This window comes from Streptomyces sp. NPDC034049 (genome assembly GCF_055575575.1).
On record NZ_JBVISJ010000001.1, the window covers coordinates 357,611 to 383,727 of the forward strand.

The window sequence follows — 26,117 nt, forward strand, 5'->3', positions numbered from 1 at the left end:
GGGGACCTGCGCGACCAGCCCCCACCGGAGCCGCACTCGCTCAGTGGCGGTGCATCCGATTGGCGATGGCGTGGCCCACGAACAGGTACACGACGGCCGCGAGGCCATAGCCGGCCACCACCCGCGCCCACTGCTCGTCGAACGTGAACAGGTCGTGCGACCAGCCGGCGAGCCAGCGGGCCGCGTCATGGACGAACTGCACGAAGTCGTTCGTGCCGTTCGCGCCCAGCAGGTACATCAGGATCCACAGGCCGAGGATGAACGCCATGACATCGGCGACGATCGCGATGACCCGGCCCGCCTGATTGGAACCGCTATATCGAGACATGCCTGACGAGTTGCCCGTGAACCCCAGGCCAAACCTCGCCCCGCCTCCGCAAGCCCCCTCGACGACCCTTCGGCCTCCCGCCCGCGCCCCCCGAACGCGGCCTCGCGGCCTAGGAGTTGAGCTCCGCCAGCACCCGCAGCGTGTGCGGGTCGGGGGCCAGCACCAGCAGGTCCGTCACCGGCCCCTTCCGCCACGCCTCCAGTCGCTCCGCGATCCGTTCGCGCGGCCCGACCAACGAGATCTCGTCGGCGAAGGCGTCCGGCACCGCCAGCACGGCCTCCTCGCGCCGCCCGTCGAGGAAGAGCCGCTGGATGTGCCGGGCCTCCTCCTCGTACCCCATGCGGGCCATGAGATCGGCGTGGAAGTTGCGCCGGGCGTGCCCCATCCCGCCGATGTAGAAGCCGAGCATGGCCTTCACGGGCAACAGCCCCTCGGCGACGTCGTCACAGACCTTCGCCCGGGCCATGGGCGCGATGAGGAAGCCGTCGGGCATGTCGGTCAGCGAGGCCTCGTAGACATCGGTCCGCGACGGCGACCAGTACAACGGCAGCCAGCCGTCCGCGATCCGGGCCGTCTGCGCGATGTTCTTCGGCCCCTCCGCGCCGAGCAGGACGGGAAGGTCGCCCCGCAGCGGGTGGGTGATGGGCTTCAGCGCCTTGCCGATGCCGGTCCCGTCCGGGCCGTCGTAGGGGAGGGGGTGAAAACGCCCGTCGAGTTCAACGGGCCTCTCGCGGCTGAGGACTTGGCGTACGACGTCCACGTACTCCCTGGTCGCGGTCAGCGGGGATCTCGGGAACGGCCGCCCGTACCAGCCCTCGACGACCTGTGGCCCGGAGAGCCCGAGCCCGAGCAACGCCCGCCCACCGGAGAGGTGGTCCAGAGTCAGTGCGTGCATCGCGGTGGTGGTGGGCGACCGGGCCGCCATCTGCGCGACCGCCGTGCCCAGTTTGATCCTGGAGGTGTGCGCCGCGATCCAGGTGAGCGGCGTGAAGGCGTCCGAGCCCCAGGACTCGGCGGTCCACACCGAGTCGTAGCCGAGCCGCTCCGCCGCCTGGGCGAGCGGGACATGCTCCGCCGACGGGCCGCGCCCCCAGTAACCGAGTGCCAGACCGAGCCGCATGTGCCTGCCTCCTGACGGTGCGTCAGTTGTATGTGCAGGGAGGCGACTGTACGACAACGGCCCCCCGCCCGGAAGGGCGAGGGGCCGCTGTACGGCTGTACGACTGTCTGGCGAGGTGTGGCTCAGCCGCGCTGGATACCGCTGGTGTCCTGGAGGACACCACGACGGCCGTCCTGCGTCTGGGCGACCAGGCTGGGACCGCGCTGCTCGACCGCCAGGTACCAGGTGCCCGGCGCCAGTTCGGCGATCGCCGACTGCGAACCGTCCTCCGCGAACAGCGGACGGGCCACCGGCACCGCGAACCAGAACGGCGAGAAGTCACCGGCCGGCGGCTGCGGCGCCGCGGCCTGCTGCTGCGGAGCACCACCGAACGGCGCCCCGGGACCCGGCTGCCCCGGCTGCCCGGGCTGCGGCTGCCCCGCGCCGAACGGCCCCGGCGCACCGGCGCCCGGGTACCCGTAACCACCGGGCGGCTGAGCCCCGTACGGCTGCGGCGCGGCAGGCCGCGGAGCACCGACGAGAGCGGCCTTGAGAGCGGGGACGAGGGGGGTGGCGATGGCGGCGGCGGCCAGCAGCAGCGCGGCGATGAGGCCGAGGATGAGACCGGCGCCGGAATCCGGCTCCGAGCCCCCGAGGCCGCCGAAGAACTCCTCCATCGCGCCCAGCGGGTCGATGATCGACCAGAACGAGGTCCACGCGGCGAAGATCGTCAGGGCCACCCCGAGCTGGCCCAGGTCGAGGCCGATGACCTTGGGCGGCTGCGGCAGCGCACGGGCGATGACGATCAGCACCGCCCCGATGATGCCGCCGACGTACATGCTCATCACCAAGCCGAGGTTGTCCCAGGCATTGGGGATGTCGTCGCCGGAGCCGTCGAACGTGTCGAGGAACGACGCGATGAACAGCAATACCGCTGCTCCGATCACGACGCCGTCGCCTCTGGTGAGGGAGCGGATATTCACTTCAGGTCCTTCGTCAGTCGTCTCGTCATCGGTGGAGGCGTCGCCGTCACCATGTCGCCGTCAGGCCGTGGTGGGAAGCGCGGGGGTGGCCCCTCATCGTAGGGACGACCTTATCGTCCGACCGACGTGGGTGTCCGCCGGGATCACTGCGGTGATCACGACCCGCCCCCTACCCGCGCAGAAAACTCACGAATCCCTCAGAGGTTCCCCTGCCCGCTTCCTGGCCGCCGGGCACCGCTGGTCAGCGGAGCCTCGTCATGGATATCGCGTATCGCCGCGCACCCGACGAACTCGGAGGGAACCGTTGACAGATTGAGACCGCGCGCACGTCATTCCGTGGCACTGCGGCTTTGTGCCCGAAGTCCGCAGTCCCGAGTCCCGAGTCCCGAGTCCGAAGTCCCGTGTGTTTCCCCGAAAGGGAAAGTTGTTCAATTTTTCAGGAAGCTCGTGATGCCGTCCGAGATTCCCCGGGCCGCCTTCTGGCGCCAGGTGCCGCTGGTGAGCAGGGACGCGTCCTTGCTGTCGCGCATGTTGCCGCACTCGATGAACACCTTCGGGACGGTGGAGAGGTTGAGGCCGCCGAGGTCGGTGCGGGTGACGAGGCCGGTGCCGTCGCCGACGTAGTTGGAGGGGGCACTGCCGGTGGCGCGGACGAAGTAGCCCGCGATGCGCTCGCCGAGATCGCGGGACGGGGCGACGATGGGCCGGGTGTCCGCGGCGCCCTCGTGCACCGAGCCCGGAAGGATGACGTGGAAGCCGCGGTTGCCGGACGCCGAACCGTCCGCGTGGATCGACACCACCGCGTCCGCCTCCGCCTCGTTGCCGATCCGCGCCCGCTCGTCGATGCAGGGCCCCCAGGCACGGTCGTCATCCTGCGTGAACTTCACCGTGGCGCCCTCCTGTTGGAGGAGCGTGCGCAGTCGGCGCGAGACGTCCAGCGTGAACTCGGCTTCGAGATAACCGTCGTTGGTGGTCGTCCCCGTCGTGTCGCACTCCTTCGCGTGCGTCCCGATGTCCACCTTGCGGTTGATCTCGGCGGTGTGCTGGAAGTTGCCGGGGTTGTGGCCCGGGTCGATGACGACGACCTTGCCCTTCAGCGGCCCGGTCGCGGCCGGCGCGGAGGCGGCACCCGAGGGGCTCGCCTTCTCCCCGTCGCGGTCCTTCTTGTCGCTGCCACCGCCGCCGGCTTCGCCGTTGCCGGCGTCCGTGGTCGGGTCCCCGCTCGCCGGGGGCGTGGTCGCCGACCGCGTCTGCGGCACCTTCGCGCTGTCCGACCCGCCGCCGCCCCCGGAATCCCCGGCGACCTGCCAGACCCCCCACCCGGCCACCGCCCCCACCACGACCGCGGCCACCGCCACGGTCAGCGGACGGCGCAGAGCGGAACGGCGGGGCTGGGGCGGATCGAAGTCCGGGCCTACGTACGACACGCCTGCCACCTTACGGGTCGGGTGACACACCGGCGGGACGTCCCTGCCACGGGCCGGGCGCGCACCGGCGGGACGCCCCCGCCGAGCGGCACGCCCGCGCCGCGGTACGGGCTGGACCGGCCGCCCGTCGGCAGGCCAGAGTACGAGCATGATCGAGGTGGTGATCGCGGTCCTCGGGGCCGTCGTGGGGGCTGCGGCGCTCGCTGTGAGTGTCGCCGGACACCGTCACAACGTCCGTCAGGCCGGCCGGCTCGCCGAGCGGGAGCGCCGTGTCGAGGACCGCGAACGCGAGGCGGACCAGCGGGAGAAGCTGATCCAGTCGTCGATGCTGCACGTCACCATGGACAGCAGGCCCTCGGTGCTCGCGGACGGGTACGCGCGGTGGCGCCTCGAAGCGGTCAACACCAGCAACCAGCCGCTCGTGCAGGTCGCCGTCCACTACGACGGCGTACGCCTCGACGGCCGCGAGATCCTGCCGGCCGGCGGCCGGCTCACCGTCGACCTCCCGATGACCTCCGCCGGCGCCTCATCGCCCTCACCCCTCCTCTGCTCCGTCGAGTTCACCGACTCCTCCGGCAACCGCTGGCGCCGCCTGGCCACCGGCCAGCTCCAGCCGTGGGCGTCCGGCACCGGCGACGGGACGGACTGGCAGCCGCCCGTCCCCCCGATCGTCGGGCCCCTGCCGGTCCCCCTGCTCAGCGGCCGACCACCCGCGGGCCTTCCCGCCGGGGAGGCGCCCTCGCCGCGCCAGGCCACCCCGCCGCCCCGTCCCCTCCCGACTCCTGCGTACCGTGCGGCGGTCGTCGCGGTGATCGTGATCGTGGCGGCGGCGGTCTACCTGCTCGTCCGGTACATGGGTTAGGCGTCGGGGAGCCGTTTCCCATTCCGTTTCCGCTGCGCGGCGCCGGGGACCACCCACCGGCCGGCCTGCGGTCCGCGTGCGGTAGGCGTGCGCGCCATCGCGGGATAAAGTCGTGCGATTACGTCCGGTTGTGTGGGGGCGGGGCCTCGCGAGCGGTCGGGGTCCCGGTGGGAGGGCCTGTAGCGCATGAGTCGTCGCTCCAACGGGTTGGTCGGGATCTGGGCCGAGGCACAACGCCAACAGCAGCGTCAGTCGGAGGAGCGGGCCAGGCAACAGCGCGAGTACGAGCGACAACAGCGCGCGTATCAGCGGGAGGTGGCCCGCAGCCAACGCGAGCAGCAGACGGCGTACCGGCAGCAGCGCGAGGCCGAGGCACGTCGGCGTACGGAGGAACTGGACGCGCGCGTACGGGCGTTGGAGGGCCTGTTGGCCGAGGGCTGCCGCGCCCCGGCGTTCCGGGCCGCCTCCCTCACCCGTTCCGAGCGCCTGGAGCCGTTCTCGCCGGGCCCGCTCGGCCGGCCCGTACCCATGCCGGACCCCAACCACTATCAGGCGCAGGGCGGCCTGGGCGCCCAGCGGCGCGCCCAGGCCGAGGCACGGGCCCGGTTCGAGCACGACTGGCACGCCGCGCAGGCCGCCGAGGCCCAGCGGCAGCAGCAACTGGCCCAGTACCAGCGGCAGTACGAGCAGTGGGCGGAAGAACAGCGGTCGGAGATCCGGCGGCACAACGCCGGACTCGCCCAGATGGCGACCGCACTGCGCGACGGCGACCCCGAAGCCGCCGTCGACTACTTCTCCGCCGCCCTCTACGCCTCGTCCGCCTGGCCCGAGGGCTTTCCCCGCGGCGTCCGCGCCGCCTACGACCCGGCGGCACGGCAACTGGTCCTGGACTGGGAGCTGCCCAGGTACGACGTCGTTCCCGAGGCGAAGAACGTCGTCTACATGCCGAGTGTCGACCAGGACAAGGAGCGCCCGCGCCCGGCCACCCAGCGGCGGGCCCTCTACCGCGACGTCCTCGCCCAGTGCACCCTCCTGGTGCTCCACGAGCTGTTCGCCGCCGACGAGTTCGGCGCGCTGGAGTCGGTCGTCCTGAACGGTTTCGTGGACGACCACGACCCGGTGACCGGACGCCGCGCCGAACTGTTCCTGGCGACCGTCACGGTGCCCCGCCCCGTCTTCGCCGCACTGCACCTGGCGCAGGTGAGCGCCGTCGACTGCCTGACGGACGGCCTGCGGGGCCAGCTGTCGGCCCGACCGGACCAGCGCACCCCCGTCCGCCCCGGACGCCGGCCCGACGACGTGGGCGACGGCGTCGTCACCCACGGCGGCGAGGAGGAGCCCGACCTCCTGGAGATGGACCCCCTCGCCTTCGAGTCGCTCGTCGCGGAGCTGTTCCGGGCCATGGGCATGCAGGCCGTCACCACCCAGCGCTCGGGCGACGGCGGGGTGGACGTCGACGCCCTGGACCCGACACCGATCCGCGGCGGCAAGATAGTGGTCCAGGTCAAGCGCTACCGCAACACCGTCCCGCCGAGCGCCGTCCGCGACCTCTACGGCACGGTCCAGGACGCCGGCGCCAACAAGGGCGTCCTGGTGACGACGTCCAAGTTCGGCCCCGGCTCGCACACCTTCGCCAACGGCAAACCGCTGGAACTGATCTCGGGCCGCGAACTCGTCGACCTGCTCCACCGGCACGGGCTGCGGGGGCGCCTGGGCACCGGCGAGCGCCCCGCGACGGTGTCGCCGACCGATCCGACGGTGGTGCTGCCCATGCTGCCCGCCCAGCGGACCCTGGTGGACATGACGGCAGTGACGGCCCCGGCCCCGGCCTCGGCTCCGGACCCGGCGCCTTCGTCCGAGGACTACAGCGTGCTCGGCATGTACTGGACGGGCGGCGTCGCGCTGGACGTCTGCGCCCTCGTCTGCCACGGCAACCGGGTCCTCAGCGACGACCACTTCGTGTTCTACAACAACCTCCGCACCCCCGACGGCACGGTCCGCGCCGTCCCGCCGACCGCGCCCGACAAGGCCGCGATCCGGGTCTCCTTCGACGCGCTGCCGGCGGAGGCCGACCGTCTCGTGCTGGTGGCCGCGATCGACCCGGCCGCGAACCCCGACGCCGACCTCTCCGGCTTCACCGACGCCGGGATCCGCCTGCTGGACCCCTCCCGCGCCGAACAGGGCCGCCTGGACGTCTCCGACGGCCGCCCCGCCGAAACGGCCCTCACCCTCGGCTCCTTCCGCCGCCGCGCCAACGGCGACTGGGACTTCGTCGTCGGGGGGAAGGGGTACGCGGGCGGCCTGGAGGAACTGGTCCAGGACTACGGCATAGAGGTGGCGTAGTGGTGGCGTGGTGGTGGGCGGTGTAGGACCGGTGCGGGGTCAGTCCCGCGCGGCCGTCCCCGCTTCGGTCCTCTCCGTCCCCGCCGCCGTCCGTCGCAGCACCCGGAGGGAGTCCGTGGCCGACACCTCCGTGAAGGCGCCGGAGGCCAGTGCGCGGAGGTAGACGCGGTACGGGGCCTGGCCGGTGAACTCGTCCTCGGGGTCGGGGAAGACGTCGTGGATGACGAGGAGGCCGTCCGGGGCGACGTGCGGGGCCCAGCCCTCGTAGTCGGCGGTGGCGTGCTCGTCGGTGTGACCGCCGTCGATGAAGACGAAGGCCAGAGGGGTGCCCCAGAAGGCGGCGACCTGCGGGGAACGGCCGACGATCGCGACGACGTGGTCCTCCAGACCCGCGCGGTGGAGGGTGCGGCGGAAGGTGGGGAGCGTGTCCATGCGGCCCACCTCGGGGTCGACGGTGGACTCGTCGTGGTACTCCCAGCCGGGCTGCTGCTCCTCGCTGCCCCGGTGGTGGTCGACCGTGATCGCCGTGACCCCCGCCTCACGGGCGGCGTCGGCCAGCAGGATCGTCGACCGACCGCAGTACGTCCCCACTTCCAGCAACGGCAGCCCCAGACGCCCGGCCTCGACCGCCGCCGCGTACAGCGCCAGCCCTTCTTCGAGCGGCATGAACCCCTTGGCCCCCTCGAAGGCCTCGAGAATCTCCGGCTTGGGCGCCGGCACGGCCGGGTTCGAGGTGGGTGCCGCGGACATGGGTCCTCCGTGTGGTCGTACAAGTGCTCGGCCGTAAGCCGTCCGGGGCGCCCATGCTGCCATGCACGGTAGTCCGCGGGCGGGCGGGTGGACGGGGGAGCGGGTGGGTTGCCGGGTGCGGGTCCGGTGGGGCTTCTCGCGCAGTTCCCCGCGCCCCTGAAAGGTCTCCGGCCTTTCGGCCCGAAAAACATGGGGCGCAGCCCCTGCTTTTTCAGGGGCGCGGGGGCTGCGCGACCAGCCCCCACCGGACCCGCAGATGCCATCGCCACGGCCACGCGGCAGTCTCGAAACGATCAGGTGGTCACGACACGGGCCCGGCCCAGGCCGTCCTAACGGGAGGCGAGGACGGCCTGCCCCTCCCCGGAGACCGCGTCGGCCCCACCGGCCCCACCTTCACCGCTCGCACGAAGCGTCAGCGTCGGACGTCGGCTCGGCAGGAACAGGGCCAGCAGAAGGCCGACGGCCACCGCGGCCGTGGCGATGAGGAACGAGACACGGAAGCCGTGCATGGTCGGGATCGCGACCCCACCGACCTCGTTCGCCGTGTTCGCCAGCACCATGCCGACGACGGCGCTGGACACCGACGTTCCGATGGACCGCATGAGGGTGTTGAGACCGTTGGCCGCCCCCGTCTCGGACGGATCGACCGCACCGATGATCAGCGCCGGGAGCGAGGAGTAGGCGAGGCCGATACCCGCACCCAGCACCACCGACACCACCACGGTCTGCCACGCCGCGCTCATCAGGCCGAGCCCGGCCCCGTACCCGATCGCGATGATCAGCAGGCCCAGGATCAGCGTGCTCTTCGGCCCGTACCTGGCGGAGATCCGGGCGTAGACGGGCGCGGTGAACATCATCGTCAGGCCCAGCGGAGCCACGCACAGACCGGCGACGATCATCGACTGCCCGAGGCCGTAACCGGTGGCGGTGGGCAGCTGGAGGAGCTGCGGGAGGACGAGGGAGACGACGTAGAAGGAGACCCCGACCATGATCGAGGCGAGGTTGGTGAGCAGGACCTCGCGGCGGGCGGTGGTCCGCAGATCCACCAGCGGCGCGGCGATACGCAGCTCCAGCACCCCCCACAGCAGCAGGACCACGGCCGACGCGGCGAACAGCCCGAGCGTGGTCGCGGAGGTCCAGCCCCAGTCACTGCCCTTGGTGATCGGCAGGAGGAAGAGGACGAGGCCGAGGGAGAGACCGACCGCGCCGAGGTGGTCGAAGGTGCCCTCCGCGCGCGTCTTCGTCTCCGGTACGGCGACGAGGGTGAGCACGATGGCGAGCACCCCGAGGCCGGCGGCGCCGAAGAAGAGGACGTGCCAGTCGGTGTTCTGCGCGACCGCGGCGGCCATCGGCAGCGCGAGTCCGCCGCCGACACCGATGGACGAGCTCATGAGGGCCATGGCGGAGCCGAGCCGTTCGCGCGGCAGCCCGTCGCGCATCAGCCCGATGCCCAGCGGGATCGCGCCCATGGCGAAGCCCTGCAACGCACGGCCCACGATCATCGGAACGAGCGCACTGGTGAAACCGCTGATCAGTGCGCCGACCACCATCACGGCCAGGCTGGCGAGCAGCATGCGGCGCTTGCCGTAGAGGTCTCCGAGACGACCCATGATCGGCGTGGACACCGCGCCGGCGAGGAGGGTCGAGGTCAGTACCCAGGTCGCGTTGCTCGCCGAGGTGTCCAGCAGCTGGGGGAGATCCTTGATCACCGGGACCAGCAGGGTCTGCATCACCGCGACCACGATCCCCGCGAAGGCCAGCACCGGGACGATCGCTCCGCCGGCTCGCGGGGTGCGCCTTTCGAGGGTCGGCGGTGACGGTGTGTGCTGCTGAGTCATGGAGCGGGGCCTCCTGGCCGGGCGAAGGTGTGTGCCATCTGAACCTCGTGCGCCTGGGCAACTATTCCGTTGTTTCGAGCGACTAACGAATCCTTGACCTGGCCATGGGGAAGTGACGAGGCGTCAAGGGTCGGCCGTGCCGCCGTTGCCGTGTCCGGCACCTTCTCCCTGGCCGAGGCCACCGGAATCTTCTCCCTGGCCGAGGCCACCGGAATCTTCTCGCTGGTCGAGGCAACGAATCTGAGCCCTCATGGACTGTTAAAAGCATCTAGGAGGTGCTCATGGGGGATCGGAAGCAGGCCAGGGACGCTCGGGACGAAGGGTTCCAGAGCTTCCTCGTCGGCCGCTGGCCTCGGCTGATGCGGACGGCGTTCCTGCTCACGGGGGAGCAGCACGCCGCGGAGGACCTGGTCCAGACGACGCTGGAGCAGGTGTACGTGGCTTGGCGCCGCGTCGGCTCCACGGACGACCCGGACACCTACGTCCGGCGCGTGATGATCAACGCCCACGCGCGCCGGCACCGCAGACGCCTCAAGGAGTTCCTGGCCCCCCGGAGCGACACGGACCTCGTGCCGGAGCTCCCCGACAGCGGTGACCGCATGGCCCAGGCCGATGATCGCGGAGCCCTGCTGACGGCCCTGTCGCAGCTCCCTCCGCGTCAGCGCGAAGCCGTCGTCCTTCGGTACTGGGAAGACCTCAGCGAGAGCCAGACGGCCGAGGCGATGGGCTGTTCCGTGGGGACGGTGAAGAGCAACGCGTCGAAGGGGTTGGCGAAGCTCCGGGCCATACCGGGACTGATCGAGATGGCGACACAGGGGAGCCGGACGTGAGGGGCGAGAGAGATGCGAGGGATGCGAGGGATGCGAGGGACGTGAGAGGTGCGGGACGCAGCGGAGGCGGCGCGGGCGGCACAGACCGTTGGTTGGACGGGAAGGCGAAGCAGCAGATGAAGCACGGCGACGGAACGCACGGCGACGGCATGGGCGACGGCAGCATGCGCGGTGACGGCATGGACGGCGACCTCGCGCACCGCGACCGTACCCACGGCGGCCTCACCGCCCACGATCTGACCTGCGCCACTCCTCTCGAGAGAGACATCGCCCTGCTCCTCGCGGACGCGGCCCGTGAGGTCGAGGTCGGCATGGCTCCCTATCAGGCGGTCGTACGGGGTGGCAGGCGCCGCAGAGCCCGTCGCTGGGCGGTGGCCGCCGCGGCGGCCGTGGTGATCGCGGGCACCACGGGCACGCTCGCGCTGGCCGGGGCGCCGGGCGGCGGTGACGGCGGGGGACGCGTGGTGCCCGCGGCGACCCCGGCGACCCCCGAGGCCCGTAAGGTGCACGAACCCTGGCGGAGCACGCTGGCGGAGGGGCGGGACCAGGGCGCGGTCTGGCGGGTGGCGATAGACGTCTGGGAGGCGCCGAGAGACAGGGGGGAGGCCGCCCGGCAGCTCGCCGCGGCGGGCCTCTTCGGGGACGTGCCGACGGGCGTGCACGGTGCCGCCGACCTCGTGGGCAAGAGCTGGCACTTCGTTCATCTGACCGTGGACGAGGACAGGACGGTCACGGTGCTCGACGGCGAGGCGGACCCGTTCTCCGGCTCGGACCTGGAGGTGTTCGCCACAGTCCTGCCCACCGGCGACGAGGGCACGGGCGACGAGGGCACGGGCGACACCTCGAAGCGCCTGGTCATCGGCCAGGTCGCCCCCACCGCCCAGGAAGTGCGCGTCACCTGGTCCGACGGCACCTCCGTCGACGTGCGGCGGAACAGGGACGACGGCTGGCACGCGGACCTGCGCAACCCCCGCATAGTCCACCCGAAGGGCGCCCGGGCGAGCTGGTTCGTGGCGCTGGCGCCGGAGGGGGTCGAGTACGAGTCGGCGCAAGTGACGCGATGAGCCCGGTGCCCCCGGCTCTCTTCCGTCCCTCTCTCCTCTCCGTCAGGATCTGACGTACTGTCAGGAGCCTTCACATGTGCACGAGGCTGGGCTATACAGAGGGTCGCCGGACTGGAACGCGTTCTAGGTGGGCGGGTTCCGGGTCGGCCGTGACGACCTCGGTGCGGCCGCTGGTGCGGACGGCCGTACCGAGGTTCCTCAGCCCACGCCACCCGCCCCGGACCGCCCAGGAGCCCCATGCCCATCGACGCAGCCAAGGCGCTCGCGGCAGACCCCCGTTCCGCTGAGATCGCGTGGACCCGGAAGGACGTCCTGCTCTACCACCTCGGTATCGGCGCGGGCACCCCCGCGACCGACCCCGACGAACTGCGCTACACGCTGGAGTCGCGGCTGCACGTCCTGCCGAGCTTCGCGACCGTCGCGGGCGCCGGCTCACCGGATGTGATCGGCGGACTGAACGCACCCGGTGTCGACGTCGACCTCGCCAAGGTCCTGCACGGCGGCCAGCGCGTCGAGCTCCACCGGCCGATCCCGGTCGAGGGGCGGGCGACGGCGACCTCACGCGTGGTGGCGGTGTACGACAAGGGGAAGGCGGCCGTCCTCGTGATGCGGACCGAGGTCGCCGACGCCGACGGCCCGCTGTGGGTCAACGAGGCGGAGATCTTCGTACGGGGAGAGGGCGGCTGGGGCGGGGAGCGCGGCCCGTCCGCCCGGCGGGAACCACCGACGACCCCGCCCGACAAGGAGGTGGAGCGGACCGTCCGCGAGGACCAGGCACTGCTGTACCGCCTCTCCGGCGACTGGAACCCGCTGCACGCCGACCCGGAGTTCGCGGGACGCGCCGGGTTCGACCGGCCGATCCTGCACGGGCTGTGCACGTACGGGATGACGTTGAAGGCCGTGGTGGACACGGTCCTCGGCGGGGACGTCGGCCGGGTCCGCTCCTACGGGACGCGTTTCGCGGGCGTCGTCTTCCCGGGCGAGACCCTCCGGATCCGGATGTGGCGGGCGGACGACCACGCGGTGCGGGTGACGGTGACCGCCGGCATGGGGGTCCCCCCGCTCGAGCGAAGCCGAGAGTGGGGGAGGGACGACGCCCCGGTCCTCGCGGACACGCTCGTCGCCCACGCATGAGCAGCGAATCAGCGGATCACAGGTACTCCTGAGGGGAGCTGCACCATGCGCGCAGCCGTACTGCACGAGATCGGCCAGGACAAGCTGGACGTGCTCGACGACGTCGAGGCGGTGGGCTTCGGGCCGGGCAGGGTCAGGATCCGGGTGCGGGCCACCGGGCTGTGCCACTCGGACCTGTCCGCCATGGCAGGGGTGCTGCCGCAGCCCGGACCGTTCGTCCCCGGGCACGAGGGCGCCGGCGAGATAGTCGAAGTCGGGGAAGGCGTCAGCCACTTGAAGCCCGGCGACCGCGTCGTCGTGTGCTGGCTCCCGGCCTGCGGCACCTGCCCCGCCTGCAAGCGCGGCCAGACGCAGCTCTGCCTCGCCGGATTCCTCAACGCCGGCACGCCCAACTTCACACGGCCCACCGGGGACGTCTTCGGCTTCGCGGGCACCGGTACGTTCGCCGAGGAGGTCGTCGTCGACGCGGGCTGTGCCGTGCCGATACCGGACGACGTGCCCTTCGACATCGCCGCCCTCATCGGCTGCGGCGTCACCACCGGACTCGGCGCCGCCCTCAACACCGCCGATGTGGAGGCCGGTTCGTCGGTCGCGGTCATCGGCTGCGGCGGGGTCGGCATCTCGGCGATCCAGGGGGCCCGGCTCAAGGGCGCGGCCGAGATCGTCGCCGTCGACCCGGTGGTCTCACGACGCGAGGCGGCGCTCAGGTTCGGGGCCACCAAGGCGATCTCGCCGGAGGAGCTGGCCGACGCCAAGCAGTCCGTCACCGGCGGGGAGGGATTCGACTACGTCTTCGAGGTCGTCGGACGCTCGACCACCGCCCGCACCGCCTACGAGGCCACCCGGCGCGGCGGCACCCTCGTCGTGGTCGGCGCGGGCGCGCTGGACGACTTCCTCCAACTCAGCATGTTCGAGCTGTTCTTCGACGAGAAGCGGATCCTGCCCTCCATGTACGGCGGGGGAGACGTCCTGCGCTCCTACGAGCGGGCCATCGCCCTCTGGCGCGCCGGCCGTATCGACCTGGCGGGGCTGATCACCCACCGGGTGCCGCTCACCGACATCAACGAGGCGCTGGACCAGATGCGGACGGGCGTGGCGCTCCGCACCTGCATCGAGATCTGACAGCTCCGGAGCGGGACGATCACGGAGCCGGGCGGACGACGTCGACCGTCCGGTCCGTGGCCCGTGGCCCGTGGCCCGTGGCCCGTGACCCGTGACCCGTGCCCCAGGGCCCAGGGGCCGAAGGACTCCACAACCAGTGGCTCCACAACCAGTGGCTCCATGACTCGTGACTCCGGCTCGCGAATGAAGCGGCTTCGGCGGAAGGACTCGGCAGTGGCATTGCCTCTTGAAGGACTGTCCGCGATCGTCACCGGCGCGGGGCGGGGGCTCGGCCGGGCCGAGGCGCTGGAACTGGCCCGGCTGGGCGCAGCCGTCGTGGTCAACGACTACGGGCGGCCGGGTCGGGACGGTTCCGGTGAGGCGTCCACCGGTCCCGCCGAGGAGGTCGCGACGTCGATCCGCGCCGCCGGCGGCCAGGCGGTGGCGCACACCGGGGACGTCTCCGACCACGAACAGGCCCGGGAACTGGTCGCGTTGGCGGTCGCCCGGTTCGGCAAGCTCGACATCCTCGTCAACAACGCGGGCATCCTGCGCGACCGGATGGTCTTCTCCATGTCCGAGGAGGAGTGGGACTCGGTCGTCCGGGTGCACCTCAAGGGCCACTTCAACACGATCCGTTTCGCCTCCGCCCACTGGCGGGACCGGGCGAAGTCGGGCGAGGGCGGGCCGGTGTACGGGCGGGTGGTGAACACCTCCTCCGAGGCCTTCCTCGCCGGGTCCGCGGGCCAGCCCAACTACGCCGCCGCGAAGGGCGGGATCGTCGGGCTGACCACCTCCACGGCCCTCGCCCTCGCCAAGTACGGCGTCACCGCCAACGTCATCTGCCCGCGCGCCCGCACCCGGATGACCGAGGACGTGTTCGCGGGTCTGCCGGGCGCGCCCGACGGCACAGAGGCCGGCCTCGACCCCCTCGCCCCCGAGCACGTCGCCCCCCTCGTGGGGTATCTCGCCTCGCCCGCCGCAGCCCGGGTGAACGGTCAGCTCTTCGTCGTCCACGGCGGCATGGTCGCGATCGTCGAACGCCCGCGCGTCCAGGCCAAGTTCGACACCAAGCAGGAAGCCTTCACATACGACGAGCTGGACGGCCTGCTCACGCCGTACTACGTCGACCGGCCGGAGGGGGAGACGTTCGCGGCGGCAGAGGTGCTGGGCCTGCGGCACGGGCAGGGGGCCGAGGCCGGATAGGGCGCGCAGTACCACGCCGTCAGCCGTCAGCCGTCAGCCGTCAGCCGTCAGCCGTCAGCCGTCAGCCGTCAGGGGTCAGGGGTCAGGGGTCAGGGGTCAGGGTCAGCTGTCTGCCGTCAGCCGTCAGGGGGCAGCAGCCGTCAGCCATGCCCGCGCCTGGAACGGCACCGGCCCCGCCCGTTGGTGTCGGGCGGGGCCGGTGCCATCGTGGTGGTCGGTTCCGGTGTCGAATTGACGTTTCTCCAGAGGTGACCACAAGGACTTCGTCACCGATCAGGCGGACGTCGTCGTCTCCGGGTGTTCGGCCGGCTTGCGGTGGCGTCCGCGAGGGCTCGTCTTCTCGGCTTCGTGGGCCGAGATCTGGCCCCGGTGCCGGCCGTGGCCTTCCGCCTCGTGGGGGTAGGCAGTGGGCGGCTGGGTTGTGTGCACGTCGCTCATTGGAAGTGTTCCCCGTCGAATGATCTTCTTATCGGCGGGTGATTTTAACGGGCCACGCTGCTCGCCCCGAAGCCGCCCGAGCGCGTGTCGCCCGCGTCGCGTCCACTTGGCCCGCGGCCCCCACACCCCCTTCACCCGACGGTCATCTCCTCGGGCACTCGTCCCTCCAACGGCGCCTGCTGCAACGGCACCGGCCGGGCGACGACGACCGGCACGGACGGCTCCGCATCGGCCGGACGCCCATCGGCCGGACGCCCATCGGCCGGACGCCCATCGGCCGGACGCCCATCGACCGACTGCTCATCGACCGACCGCCCATCCACCGACTGCTCATCGACCGACCGCCCATCCACCGACTGCTCATCGACCGACCGCCTGACGACCCCGGCCGAGCCCGACGGGTCGGCGCCCGAGCTTTCGGCGCCCGACGGCCCCGCGCCCACCGTCCCCGCACCCCGTGTCCCGGTACCGGGACGCGACGCCTCCTCCCGAGACTCCTCCGGAGCGTCCTGCGGCTCCTCCCCCCAAGGCACCCCCACCCGAGCCACCCCGCACCGCACCACCCCGGTCGCGTACGGCAGGTGCAGCACGCCCTCCCGGCTCCAGAGCCCGGCCCCGGTCAACCAGCCCTCGGGGGCGGGCAGATGGAGGATCCGGCGGGCGGACGGGCGCCAGACCCCCACCCAGCTGCCGCGCGGGCCGTCCACGCGCAGCGCGACCGCGCAGCTCTCCGGGGTGAGGATCTGGCCCGGCTGGATGGCGAAGGGGGTGATGCGATGGCCCTCGGGCACCCGCAGGCACTCCGGGAAGCGGACCGGGAGCGTACTGCCCAACACGCCCCAGCCGAGCCGGTCGTGGCCGGGGGAGGGCGCGTCCGAGCGGATCAGGAGCAGTCCGCTGTCGGGGTCGGCGAGCAAAACCCGGTCGTTGCTGTCGTCCGCGATCTGCAACAGCGGCGAGACCACGCCGCCCTGCTCCACATCGACGACCACCGACTTCGTCCGGCCGGCCGACTCCTGGTCCAGGGCGAGCAGCCGGCCCGCCGCGTCCAGCCAGACGCCGCCCGAGCAGCGGCCCGGCAGCTGCGCCACCAGCTCCGGCCCGAACGTTCCGCCTGCCACCAGCCACACCGCGGTCGCCGTCCGGCCGAGGGCGAGGGCGTACGCCCGCTCCCCGCACGGCGAGGGCGGCAGCAGGCGCATCCGGGTCGTCGGGATGCCGCATTCGACGGCGCCGAGCGGGAGTTCGCCGGTGCCGGGTCCGGTGGGATAGAGGAGCGAGAACAGGTGCAGGTCGGCGGCCACCCGGTGGATGAGGACCCGGCCGTCGGTCAGGGGGAGCACTTCGGTGCCGGGCTCCTCCGGCTGGTTGCCGGGCAGCGGGACGGCGTACGGCTCGTGGCCGTCGAGGGTCCAGCGCTCGGGGAACCAGGACTCGCCGTCGAGCGCGAGCCGTGCCGCGTACGTCCCGTCGGCGGTGATCACACAGCCGGGCGGCGGGGGCTCGTCGCTTCCGACGCCTCTGCCCGCACCGCCGCCGCTGGTGTCGTACCCGTGTCGTCCGCCACCGCCGCCACCGCACGCGCGCACGCCGCCGCTCTCACGGTTCTCGCCGTCCGCGCCGTACTCACCGCCCTCGCTGCTCCCGCGACTCTCACCGCTTCCACTGCTCCCGTGACTCTCACCGCTTCCACCGCTCCCACCGCGATCTCCGCCGTCCGAGTCGGTGTTCGTCCCGTCGTTCTCCCGTCCCGCGTCGTTCCCGTGGCCCGTGGTGGGGGAGAGGGGTGTACAGGCCGTCATGTTTCGATCACCTCCGGCGACGAAGCTAGTTTTCGTACGCACAGACGTGGGACAACCCGCACCCCCTTCACACATAAGGGTGTTCGTCCGGCGATTCGCCTGAGGGAACGGCGACGGATGTGCTGGTCGACGGGCGGACGGTCGAGTGACCCGTGGCCGGTCGGGGACGGGAGGAGTGCAGGTAGCCTTTGTGCGTGCCCCGTCTGTCTGAAGTCATCGCCGCGCTCGACGCCCTCTGGCCACCCGAGAGGGCCGAGGGGTGGGACGCGGTCGGCACGGTCTGCGGCGACCCCGACCAAGAGGTCGGCCGTGTCCTGTTCGCCGTGGACCCGGTCCAGGAGATCGTCGAGGAAGCGGTGAAGCTGGGCGCCGACCTGCTGGTGACCCACCACCCCCTCTATCTGCGCGGTACGACGACGGTCGCGGCCTCCACCTTCAAGGGCCGTGTCGTGCACACCCTCATCAAGCACGACATCGCGCTGCACGTCGCCCACACCAATGCCGACACCGCCGACCCGGGGGTCAGCGACGCCCTCGCCGGCGCGCTGGACCTCCGGGTCGTCGGCCCCCTCGTACCGGACCCCGCCGACCCCGCCGGGCGGCGCGGTCTCGGCCGGGTCTGCGAGCTGGACCACCCGCTGACCGTGCGGGAGCTGGCCGCGCGGGCCGCCGAGCGGCTGCCCGCCACCGCGCAGGGCATCCGGGTCGCCGGCGACCCCGAGGCGCTCGTCCGCACGGTCGCGGTCAGCGGCGGCTCCGGCGACAGCCTCTTCGACGACGTACGCGCGGCCGGTGTCGACGCCTTCCTCACCGCCGACCTGCGCCACCACCCGGCCTCCGAGGCCGTCGCCCGCACCTCGGAAGCCGCCCACACACCTCTCGCGCTGCTCGACGCCGCGCACTGGGCCACCGAGTGGCCCTGGTGCGAGCTGGCCGCCGCCCAGCTCGACGAGATCTCCGACCGGGAGGGCTGGGACCTGCGCGTCCACGTCTCCAAGACGGTCACCGACCCCTGGACCGCCCACGCGGCGTCCGCCACCGCCACCGAATCACTGGGAGCCCCCAACTGAACGCCGCGCCCGCCGACCAGATCCGACTCCTCGACGTCCAGGCCCTGGACGTACGCCTCCAGCAGCTCGCGCACAAGCGCAGGTCGCTGCCCGAGCACGCCGAGATCGAGTCGCTGACGAAGGACCACACCCAGCTGCGCGACCTGCTCGTGGCCGCGCAGACCGAGGAGAGCGACACCGCCCGCGAGCAGACCAAGGCCGAGCAGGATGTGGACCAGGTGCGCCAGCGCGCCGTCCGCGACCAGCAGCGCCTGGACTCGGGCGCGGTCTCCTCCCCGAAGGACCTGGAGAACCTCCAGCGCGAGATCGCCTCGCTCGCCAAGCGGCAGGGCGACCTGGAGGACATCGTCCTGGAGGTCATGGAGCGCCGGGAGTCCGTGCAGGAGCGGGTCGCCGAGCTGACCGAGCGGGTCGGGGCCGTCCAGGGGAAGGTCGACGACGCGACCGCCCGCCGGGACGCCGCGTTCGAGGAGATCGACGGCGAGATGGCGACGGTGACGAAGGAGCGCGAGGTCATCGCGGCGTCGGTCCCCGCGGACCTCCTCAAGCTCTACGACAAGCTGCGCGACCAGCAGGGCGGCATCGGCGCGGCCAAGCTGTACCAGCGCACCTGCCAGGGCTGCCGCCAGGAGCTGTCGATCACCGACTTCAACGACGTCCGCAAGGCCGCCGCCGACACGGTCGTCCGCTGCGAGAACTGCGGCCGCATCCTGGTGCGTACGTCCGAGTCGGGTCTCTAGAGGCGGCAAGGGGCTTTCGGCGTGCGGGAGTTCATCGTCGAGGCCGACGGCGGTTCCCGGGGCAACCCGGGGCCCGCGGGCTACGGTTCCGTCGTCCTCGACGCGGTGACGGGCGAGACGCTGGTGGAGGCCGCCGAGTACATCGGGGTCGCCACGAACAACGTCGCCGAGTACCGGGGCCTGATCGCGGGCCTCAAGGCGGCGCGGGAGCTGGACCCGGAGGCCTCCGTCCGGGTCCGGATGGACTCGAAGCTCGTCGTCGAGCAGATGTCGGGCCGCTGGAAGATCAAGCACCCCGACATGAAGCCCCTGGCCGCCGAGGCCGCGCGTGTCCTCCCGCCCGGTCGTGTGACGTACGAGTGGATGCCGCGGGACCAGAACAAGCACGCCGACCGCCTCGCCAACGAGGCGATGGACGCGGGCAAGCGGGGCGAACAGTGGTCGGCCGCCACGTCCACGGCGGACCTGGACACGCGTGCGGGACGATCCGCCGCGGCCGCTGTCGCCGCCGCCGCGCCCGAGCCGTCGGGCCCGCCGGGGGACGCGGCGGCGGGTGCGGCGAAGGTGCGGGCCGCACTGGCGGGGGCGAGCCAGGTGGGGGCGAGCCAGGTGGGTGCGAGTCAGGCGGGCGCCCACACCGCTGCCGACACGACCGTCAAGGCCGTTGCTGACCTGACGGCCGAGGCCGCCGCAGAACCGGCCGCGAAGACCGCCGCAGCACCGGCTGCGAAGACCGCCGCCGAGGCGGTCGCCGACCCAGCCCTCAAGGCCGTCGCCGACATCCCCACCGTCAAGGCCGTCGCCGACCTCCGCGCCGCCAGGAACGTCGCCTCCGTCGCCTCCGCCGCGTCCGCCGCCCCCGATCTCGGCACCCCCGCCACCTTCGTGCTGCTGCGGCACGGGGAGACGCCTCTCACTCCCCAGAAGCGGTTCTCGGGGAGCGGCGGTTCGGACCCGTCCCTCTCCGACGTCGGCCGGTACCAGGCCGAGCGCGTCGCCGCGGCGCTCGCCGCTCGCGGCACGATCCAGGAGGTCGTGTCGTCGCCGCTGGCCCGCTGCCGGGAGACGGCGGCGATCGTCGCGGCCCGCCTGGGGCTGCGCGTCACCGTCGAGGACGGGCTGCGGGAGACGGACTTCGGCGCGTGGGAGGGCCTGAGCTTCGGCGAGGTGCGGGAGCGCTACCCGGACGACATGAACGCCTGGCTGGCCTCCCCGGACGCCGAACCCACCGGCGGTGGTGAGAGCTTCGCGGCCGTCGCACGCCGCGTCGCGGCCACCCGCGACGAGCTGGCCGCGGCGCACCGGGGCCGTACCGTCCTGCTCGTCAGCCATGTCACGCCGATCAAGACCCTCGTCCGCCTGGCCCTCGGCGCACCCCCGGAGTCCCTGTTCCGCATGGAACTCTCGGCGGCCTCCCTGTCGGCCCTCGCCTACTACGCCGACGGCAACGCCACCCTCCGCCTCCTCAACGACACGTCACACCTGCGCTGAACGACGGTCGCCGAGGCCGGCCGCCTCCCGCGCCAGCCTCTCGATCCGCGCCCAGTCCCGCGCGGCCACAGCATCGGGCGGCAGCATCCAAGTGCCGCCCACGCAGCCGACATTGGGGAGGGCGAGGTACTCGGGCGCGTTGCCCGGCCCGACCCCACCCGTCGGACAGAACCTCGCGTGCGGCAGCGGCCCGGCGAGCGACTTCAGATACGTCGTACCGCCCGCCGCCTCGGCCGGGAAGAACTTCATCTCCCGCACGCCGCGTTCGAGGAGCGCCACGACCTCCGACGCGGTCGACACCCCCGGCAGGAACGGCACCCCGGACGCCCGCATCGCCCCCAGCAGCATGTCCGTCCACCCCGGGCTGACCAGAAACCGCCCGCCCGCCGCGACGGACTCGGCCACCTGCGGAGGCGTGATGACGGTACCCACGCCGACCACCGCCCCCGGAACCTCCGTCGAGATGGCGCGTACGGCGTCCAGCGCGCCCGGCGTCCGCAGGGTCACCTCGATCGCCGGCAACCCGCCGGCGACCAGCGCCCGCGCGAGCGGCACGGCGTCGGCGGGGTCGTCGACGACGACCACGGGCAGCACGGGCGCCAGGTCGAGGACGGAGAGGCGCGAGTACGAGGGCAGGGGCGTCGGGGGCGACGACGAGGACATGCCGTCATCCTGCCCGGGTCCAACAGCATGCACAACGCACGTTGCGCATGCTGCAATGGCATTGCGGAAGGTGTCAGTGGACCTCGTCCACCAGCACATCCAAAGTCCACGCCCGCCCGGCCCCAGCCGGAGGCGCCACCTCCACCACGTAACCGAGGTCCCGCAGCGCCTCCACCAGCTCCGCCGGTCCCTTGGGCGCGATCCCGGCGGACAGCAGGCTCCGTACGATGCGCCCCTTGGTCGCCTTGTTGAAGTGGCTGACCACCTTCCGCGTGGGCGCGTGCAGCACCCGTACGGTCGCGGTCCGCCCGGCCACCTCGCCCTTCGGCTTCCAGGCGGCCGTGTACGCGGAGGACCGCAGGTCGAGGACGAGCCCGTCACCGGCGGCCTCGGGCAGCGCCGCCGCCATCGGCGTACGCCAGTGCGTGCCGAGCGCGCCGAGGCCGGGGAGCTTCACACCCATCGAGCAACGGTAGGAGGGGATCCGGTCCGTCACCCGGACCGCGCCCCACAGCCCCGAGAAGACCAGCAGGGAACGCGCCGCCCGCTGCTTCGCGGCGGTCTCCAGGGTGGCCAGGCCGAGGGCGTCGTACAGCACGCCCGTGTAGACCTGCCCGGCCGGCCGCGTGCCCGCCGTCAGCAGCTCCGCGTTCTTGGCGACCTCGCCGCGCAGCCCCTCGCTCAGCCCGAGCACCTCGCGCGCTTTGTCCTCGTCACCGGCGCACAACTCCACCAGCTCACCGATGACCGCCTCCCGCGCCTCGGTGAGCGCCGGCAGCGACAGCCCCTCCAGCTTCAGGGGAGCGCCACCCGAGGAGGGTGCCTTGCCTTCGGACGGGGGCAGCAGGACGAGCACGGGTACTCCTTGTTCTCGGGGCTCCGCGACAGCGTACGGGGTGGACGACCGACCGATGACGTCCCGGCCATCTGCTCCCGGGACGCCGCCGCTGTCGTGCGCCGCCCGTCGCCCTGGCGCCGACCGACATCACCACGCCCTCCGCCGTCGCCGCCCCCTACGCCCCCTGCACGGCTCCATCGGGCCGCCTGGTGGACCGCAACTCCTCGCTGATGGTGCGGACGAGTTGCTCGGCCTCGTCGGCGTGGAAGCGCACCAGGCGTACCTCCCTGCGACGGCCGAAGAAGGTCAGGTAGGCGACGGGATCGGCCAGTTCCTTCAGTTCCATGGTCACGGTGGTCTGCGACCCGATCTCCATGTCGAGCTCGCCGTCCCGCTTCTCGTGCGTCGTACGCAGCTCACGGCGGACGGAGGCGACGGCGCTCAGCGGGACACACAGGTCCACGGTGCCGAACCGCCGCAGCCGCAGGGTGGTGGCGGTGAGGACGTGGGGGCGGGTCACGGAGGCGGCGTGGAGCCCGGCGACGATGAGGACCGTGTAGAGGTCGAGGACGAGGAAGACCGAGTGCACGAGCGGAAAGTCGCGCAGCAGGACGGACATGGTCACGGTCTCGACGACGCACACGAAACCGAACCCGAACATCATGGCGCCCTGCCCCCGCGCGTACCCGTACGCCCGCGCACCCTCCTCCCCGACCCCGTGCGGCCGCCGCGCCATCCAGCGCAACAGGCTTGCCAGCAGCACGAGTTCATGACGCACGAGGGAGCGGGCGATCCTGTGGCCGCTGCTCCTCCTGATGATCCCGATCATCCTCACGGGCGGTCCTCCCCCAGTGTCCGGAGCGTGCGGCGGATGGCCTCCGCCTGGGCCGGGGCGAAGTCGGCGTAGAAGGCACGCAGGAAGCTGCCGCTGCCGCCGTCGCCCCCGCCCCCGCTGTCGTCGAGGTCGATGCCGGTGTCCCGCGGGACCATCTCCGGCGGGATGAGGCCGGCCAGTACACGGGCGGCCTCCGCCACCCGGGGGTCGTCGGGCTCGGCGTCGGCGAGCGCGTCGAGCAGCGCGTACGCCTCGTGCGCCCGCTCCACCGCGCCCGGAGCCGACATCATGCTCTCCAGCCCCGCGATCATCTCCGCCCGGACCTCGGGCGTCGCGGTGGTCTCCAGGAGGGCGAACACCTCCCGGTCCTTGGCGGCCATCGGGGAATGCGGCGTGTGCCCGAACTTGCCGAAGAGGGTGGCCAGTTCAGGTGAGACGGGCCCCTCGGCCGGCAGTCGCCCGGCGCGCGCCTCCTCCATCAGGACGCGTAACCGCCCCCGCCGCTCCCGGATCTCGTCCTCCTGGAGGGCCAGATCCTCGTCCAACTCGCCCAGCACGTCGACGAGTTCACGCCCGGCGTCGTCCGCGAGCACGTCCCGTACCTCGGCCAGCCCGAGCCCCAGCTCCGTCAGCCGCCGGATCCGCGCGAGCACGACCATGTGCCGCAACGTGTAGTCCCGGTACCCGTTGGCCAGCCGATCCGGCTCCGGCAACAGCCCGAGATGGTGGTAGTGCCGCACGGCACGCGGGGTGACCCCGACGGCCGCGGCGAGTTCTCCGATCCGCATACGCCCAGTAGAAACGTTGACGCTGCGGCAGGGTCAAGCGACGGATGCGGTGAGGAGCCGCGACTGACGGTGACCGGGGTCATGTGCCACGATCGAGGGAACGGTTCCCGATCTCAGGGCCAGGTGATCAGCCGATGTCCCAGTCCGGCGAGCGCCCGAAGAAGGAGGGGCGTGACATGACTGCCATGGCCCACGAGCCGCTCTCGCAGGAAGACCTGCTGCTGGAGGGCTTTCTCGCCCTGGACACCCCGGAGGGATTCCGGGCGGAGCTGATCGAGGGGGAGATCGTTGCGACACCGCCGCCGGACGGCGAACACGAGAAGTGCATCAGCCGGATCGTGAGGCAGGTGATCAAACGATCTCGCACCGACATGGACTTCTCTGGGAACAAGGGGCTGATCCTGAGGAGCGGAGAGGCCTGCCCCAAGAACCACGTGGTCCCGGATGCCACTTTCGCACCCATCGAACTCGACCTCTTCGGGGGCGCCCGGTGCTGGATGCCCTGCGACGGTGTCGCCATGGTCGTAGAGGTGACGTCCACGAAGCCCGCGGCCGACCGGGAGGCCAAGCGCCGCTGCTACGCCCGCAGCGGCATCCCATTCCATCTGCTGGCTGATCGTGAGGCGTCCCAGGTCACACTTTTCAGCAGGCCGGCGAAGGACGACTACCGCGCAAACCGCACTCGCGCCTTCGGCGAGCCGCTCCCCCTCCCCGAACCCTTCGCCTTCGACCTGGAGACCTCCGACTTTCTCTGACCCGCACCCGTCCCCGCCGGGCGTAGCCTGAAGACCGACGGGGGCGTAGCGGAGCGGGGGCGGCAGCGGTGAGCACACACGGCGAGACCCGCTGGACCCGCACCACCCTGGGCCGCCCGGACCACCCCCTGGACCTCCTCACCGCGCGTTTCGACCGCCACCGCTACGCCCCGCACACGCACGAGGAATTCAGCATCGGCATCTGCGTCCAGGGCGCCTCGTGCATCGACTACCGGGGCGGCGCCCTCACCGTGGGGGAGGGCTCGATCGTCGTCCTGGCCCCCGGCGAGGTCCACACCGGCGAGTCGGCCTTCGGCACCTACGCCTACCGCGCCCTCTACCCGGCCCCCGCCCTCCTCACCGACGGCATCCTCGGCGGCACCCCGCACTTCCGCGACCCCGTCGTCCACGACCCCGAACTCGCCGCCGCCCTGCGCACCGCCCACACCGACCTGAGCACCTGCCCCGACCCGCTGGAATCCGAGTCCCGCCTCCCGTGGCTGCTCACAGCCCTGGCCCGCCGACACTCGACCTCGTTCCTCACCTCCGACAGACTCCCCGGCGCCGACACGATCGCCCTCGCCGTGCGCGACCGCCTGGCGGACGAACTCCTCTCCCCGCCCTCCCTCGCCGACCTGGCCACGGACCTGGGCCTCTCCCGCTACCAGCTCCTGCGAGCCTTCCGTACGACGATGGGCATGCCCCCGTACGCGTGGCTGGCCCAGCACCGGGTGAGCCGGGCCCGGGGCCTGCTGGAGGCGGGCGCGCGCCCGGCGGACGTGGCGGGCCAGGTGGGGTTCGCGGACCAGGCGCACATGACGCGCTGGTTCAGGAAGGTGCTGGGAGTGACGCCGGCGGCGTACCGCAACAGCGTTCAAGACCTACGTCGCTGATCTGCCCGAGACTCATCCCATGACTGCACGCGGCTGGTTCCTCTTCTCCCTGATGGGAGTCCTCTGGGGCATCCCCTATCTGATGATCAAAGTGGCTGTGGACGAGGTCTCCCCGTCCACGGTCGTCTTCGTACGCTGTGCCCTGGGCGCGGCCCTGCTGCTCCCCTTCGCGATCCGCCAGGGGAACCTGATCCGCGTGGTCCGACAGCACTGGCGCCCGATGCTCGCGTTCGCCGTGATCGAGGTCATCGGCCCCTGGTGGACCCTGACCGACGCGGAACGCCATCTCTCCAGCTCCACGGCCGGCCTCCTGATCGCGGGCGTGCCGATCGTGAGCGTGCTCCTGGCCCGCTTCTTCGGCGCCACGGAACACCTCGGAGTCCGCCGGATGACGGGCCTGGCCCTGGGCCTGGGAGGCGTGGCGGTCCTCACGGTCCCCCACCTCACCGGCGGAAACGTCCTCTCCCTCACCGAGGTCCTGATCACGGTGATCGGCTACGCGACCGCACCCCTGATCATGGCCCGCCACCTGAAGCAGGTCCCGACGCTCCAGCTGATAGCCCCGGTACTGCTCCTGGCGGCGCTGGTCTATGCCCCCGCGGCGGCCCTGACCCGCCCGTCCACCCTCCCGTCGACCTCGGCGCTGGTGTCTCTCGCTGCCCTGGGCGTGATCTGCACGGCCCTGGCCTTCGTGGCCTTCCTGGAGCTGATCCGAGAGGTGGGCCCGACCCGCGCGACGGTCTTCACGTACGTCAACCCGGCGGTCGCGGTGGCGGCGGGAGCCCTCTTCCTGGACGAGCGCCTCACCCCCGCGATCGCCGCCTCCTTCGCCCTGATCC

The 26,117-nt window shown here is 72.1% G+C and carries 24 protein-coding genes and 1 pseudogene; 13 read left to right on the plus strand and 12 right to left on the minus strand.

The window, feature by feature from the left end; translation table 11 throughout:
* Positions 1-40: 40 nt before the first annotated feature.
* From ACZ52C_RS01565 to ACZ52C_RS01580, 4 genes are all read right to left on the minus strand, one after another.
* Positions 41-328, minus strand: a complete 288-nt coding sequence (locus ACZ52C_RS01565) for a hypothetical protein (protein WP_184894776.1) — start codon at positions 326-328, stop codon at positions 41-43.
* A gap of 109 nt (positions 329-437) precedes the next feature.
* Positions 438-1,448 carry an LLM class F420-dependent oxidoreductase gene (locus ACZ52C_RS01570; RefSeq protein ID WP_469072876.1) on the minus strand — a complete coding sequence of 337 codons (1,011 nt, stop codon included), beginning with the start codon at positions 1,446-1,448 and terminating at the stop codon, positions 438-440.
* Between the two features lie 122 nt (positions 1,449-1,570).
* The gene (locus ACZ52C_RS01575) at positions 1,571-2,410 is read right to left on the minus strand and encodes a hypothetical protein (protein WP_469072877.1); all 840 of its coding nucleotides are present in this window, start codon (positions 2,408-2,410) and stop codon (positions 1,571-1,573) included.
* A 428-nt stretch (positions 2,411-2,838) separates the two neighbouring features.
* The gene (locus tag ACZ52C_RS01580; RefSeq protein WP_469072878.1) at positions 2,839-3,837 is read right to left on the minus strand and encodes an N-acetylmuramoyl-L-alanine amidase; all 999 of its coding nucleotides are present in this window, start codon (positions 3,835-3,837) and stop codon (positions 2,839-2,841) included.
* Positions 3,838-3,985: 148 nt separating this feature from the next.
* On the opposite strand from ACZ52C_RS01580, the gene ACZ52C_RS01585 reads away from it, so the two are divergent.
* Together ACZ52C_RS01585 and ACZ52C_RS01590 are read left to right on the plus strand one after the other, a co-directional pair.
* Complete coding sequence (locus ACZ52C_RS01585) at positions 3,986-4,699, plus strand: hypothetical protein (RefSeq protein WP_469072879.1); 714 nt, start codon at positions 3,986-3,988, stop codon at positions 4,697-4,699.
* A 186-nt stretch (positions 4,700-4,885) separates the two neighbouring features.
* Positions 4,886-7,042, plus strand: coding sequence for a restriction endonuclease (locus ACZ52C_RS01590; RefSeq protein ID WP_469072880.1), 2,157 nt, complete (start codon positions 4,886-4,888; stop codon positions 7,040-7,042).
* A 39-nt stretch (positions 7,043-7,081) separates the two neighbouring features.
* Here the strand turns inward: ACZ52C_RS01590 and ACZ52C_RS01595 are convergent, their stop codons facing one another.
* Both ACZ52C_RS01595 and ACZ52C_RS01600 read right to left on the minus strand, forming a co-directional pair.
* Complete coding sequence (locus tag ACZ52C_RS01595) at positions 7,082-7,792, minus strand: class I SAM-dependent methyltransferase (RefSeq protein WP_469072881.1); 711 nt, start codon at positions 7,790-7,792, stop codon at positions 7,082-7,084.
* Positions 7,793-8,121: 329 nt separating this feature from the next.
* Positions 8,122-9,630: an MFS transporter gene (locus ACZ52C_RS01600; protein ID WP_469072882.1), complete on the minus strand. Its 1,509-nt coding sequence runs from the start codon at positions 9,628-9,630 to the stop codon at positions 8,122-8,124.
* A gap of 281 nt (positions 9,631-9,911) precedes the next feature.
* On the opposite strand from ACZ52C_RS01600, the gene ACZ52C_RS01605 reads away from it, so the two are divergent.
* The 5 genes from ACZ52C_RS01605 (at position 9,912) to ACZ52C_RS01625 (ending at position 14,965) form a co-directional block, all read left to right on the plus strand.
* Positions 9,912-10,460 (plus strand): SigE family RNA polymerase sigma factor, encoded by a 549-nt coding sequence (locus ACZ52C_RS01605; RefSeq protein ID WP_469072883.1) that lies wholly within the window; start codon positions 9,912-9,914, stop codon positions 10,458-10,460.
* 92 nt (positions 10,461-10,552) lie between these two features.
* Positions 10,553-11,524: a hypothetical protein gene (locus ACZ52C_RS01610; protein WP_469072884.1), complete on the plus strand. Its 972-nt coding sequence runs from the start codon at positions 10,553-10,555 to the stop codon at positions 11,522-11,524.
* A 237-nt stretch (positions 11,525-11,761) separates the two neighbouring features.
* A complete protein-coding gene (locus ACZ52C_RS01615; RefSeq protein WP_469072885.1) occupies positions 11,762-12,658 on the plus strand; it encodes a MaoC/PaaZ C-terminal domain-containing protein in 897 nt (298 codons plus the stop codon).
* 45 nt (positions 12,659-12,703) lie between these two features.
* Entirely contained in the window at positions 12,704-13,780 is a 1,077-nt protein-coding gene (locus ACZ52C_RS01620; RefSeq protein ID WP_469072886.1) for a Zn-dependent alcohol dehydrogenase, read from the plus strand.
* Positions 13,781-13,993: 213 nt separating this feature from the next.
* A complete protein-coding gene (locus tag ACZ52C_RS01625; protein WP_469072887.1) occupies positions 13,994-14,965 on the plus strand; it encodes a 3-oxoacyl-ACP reductase in 972 nt (323 codons plus the stop codon).
* A 273-nt stretch (positions 14,966-15,238) separates the two neighbouring features.
* On the opposite strand, the gene ACZ52C_RS01630 is transcribed toward ACZ52C_RS01625, so the two are convergent.
* Together ACZ52C_RS01630 and ACZ52C_RS01635 are read right to left on the minus strand one after the other, a co-directional pair.
* Positions 15,239-15,394, minus strand: coding sequence for a hypothetical protein (locus ACZ52C_RS01630; RefSeq protein ID WP_469073433.1), 156 nt, complete (start codon positions 15,392-15,394; stop codon positions 15,239-15,241).
* A gap of 140 nt (positions 15,395-15,534) precedes the next feature.
* Positions 15,535-17,205 carry a hypothetical protein gene (locus ACZ52C_RS01635; protein WP_469072888.1) on the minus strand — a complete coding sequence of 557 codons (1,671 nt, stop codon included), beginning with the start codon at positions 17,203-17,205 and terminating at the stop codon, positions 15,535-15,537.
* 194 nt (positions 17,206-17,399) lie between these two features.
* Between ACZ52C_RS01635 and ACZ52C_RS01640 the strand changes: the two genes are divergently transcribed.
* From ACZ52C_RS01640 to ACZ52C_RS01650, 3 genes are read left to right on the plus strand one after another with little or no spacing between them, the layout of a single operon-like run.
* The gene (locus tag ACZ52C_RS01640; RefSeq protein ID WP_469072889.1) at positions 17,400-18,275 is read left to right on the plus strand and encodes a Nif3-like dinuclear metal center hexameric protein; all 876 of its coding nucleotides are present in this window, start codon (positions 17,400-17,402) and stop codon (positions 18,273-18,275) included.
* On the plus strand, positions 18,272-19,015 hold the full coding sequence (locus tag ACZ52C_RS01645) for a zinc ribbon domain-containing protein (protein ID WP_469073405.1): 744 nt from the start codon (positions 18,272-18,274) through the stop codon (positions 19,013-19,015). The genes ACZ52C_RS01640 and ACZ52C_RS01645 overlap by 4 nt, the downstream gene beginning before the upstream one ends.
* 21 nt (positions 19,016-19,036) lie before the next feature.
* Positions 19,037-20,506, plus strand: a complete 1,470-nt coding sequence (locus ACZ52C_RS01650; RefSeq protein ID WP_469072890.1) for a bifunctional RNase H/acid phosphatase — start codon at positions 19,037-19,039, stop codon at positions 20,504-20,506.
* Here ACZ52C_RS01650 and eda read toward each other — a convergent pair.
* From eda to ACZ52C_RS01670, 4 genes are all read right to left on the minus strand, one after another.
* Positions 20,492-21,169, minus strand: a complete 678-nt coding sequence (gene eda / locus ACZ52C_RS01655) for a bifunctional 4-hydroxy-2-oxoglutarate aldolase/2-dehydro-3-deoxy-phosphogluconate aldolase (RefSeq protein ID WP_469072891.1) — start codon at positions 21,167-21,169, stop codon at positions 20,492-20,494. The genes ACZ52C_RS01650 and eda overlap by 15 nt on opposite strands.
* A gap of 73 nt (positions 21,170-21,242) precedes the next feature.
* Positions 21,243-22,025, minus strand: a complete 783-nt coding sequence (yaaA, locus tag ACZ52C_RS01660) for a peroxide stress protein YaaA (protein WP_469072892.1) — start codon at positions 22,023-22,025, stop codon at positions 21,243-21,245.
* 157 nt (positions 22,026-22,182) lie between these two features.
* On the minus strand, positions 22,183-22,836 hold the full coding sequence (locus ACZ52C_RS01665; RefSeq protein WP_469073406.1) for a hypothetical protein: 654 nt from the start codon (positions 22,834-22,836) through the stop codon (positions 22,183-22,185).
* A gap of 2 nt (positions 22,837-22,838) precedes the next feature.
* The gene (locus tag ACZ52C_RS01670; RefSeq protein WP_469072893.1) at positions 22,839-23,630 is read right to left on the minus strand and encodes a MerR family transcriptional regulator; all 792 of its coding nucleotides are present in this window, start codon (positions 23,628-23,630) and stop codon (positions 22,839-22,841) included.
* Positions 23,631-23,806: 176 nt separating this feature from the next.
* On the opposite strand from ACZ52C_RS01670, the gene ACZ52C_RS01675 reads away from it, so the two are divergent.
* The 3 genes and pseudogenes from ACZ52C_RS01675 to ACZ52C_RS01685 all read left to right on the plus strand — a co-directional run.
* Positions 23,807-24,385: a Uma2 family endonuclease gene (locus ACZ52C_RS01675; RefSeq protein WP_469072894.1), complete on the plus strand. Its 579-nt coding sequence runs from the start codon at positions 23,807-23,809 to the stop codon at positions 24,383-24,385.
* Between the two features lie 68 nt (positions 24,386-24,453).
* Positions 24,454-25,278 carry a helix-turn-helix domain-containing protein gene (locus tag ACZ52C_RS01680; RefSeq protein WP_469072895.1) on the plus strand — a complete coding sequence of 275 codons (825 nt, stop codon included), beginning with the start codon at positions 24,454-24,456 and terminating at the stop codon, positions 25,276-25,278.
* A gap of 82 nt (positions 25,279-25,360) precedes the next feature.
* A pseudogene (locus ACZ52C_RS01685) lies at positions 25,361-26,077 on the plus strand (DMT family transporter); the annotation flags it as partial.
* Between the last annotated feature and the right edge of the window lie 40 nt (positions 26,078-26,117).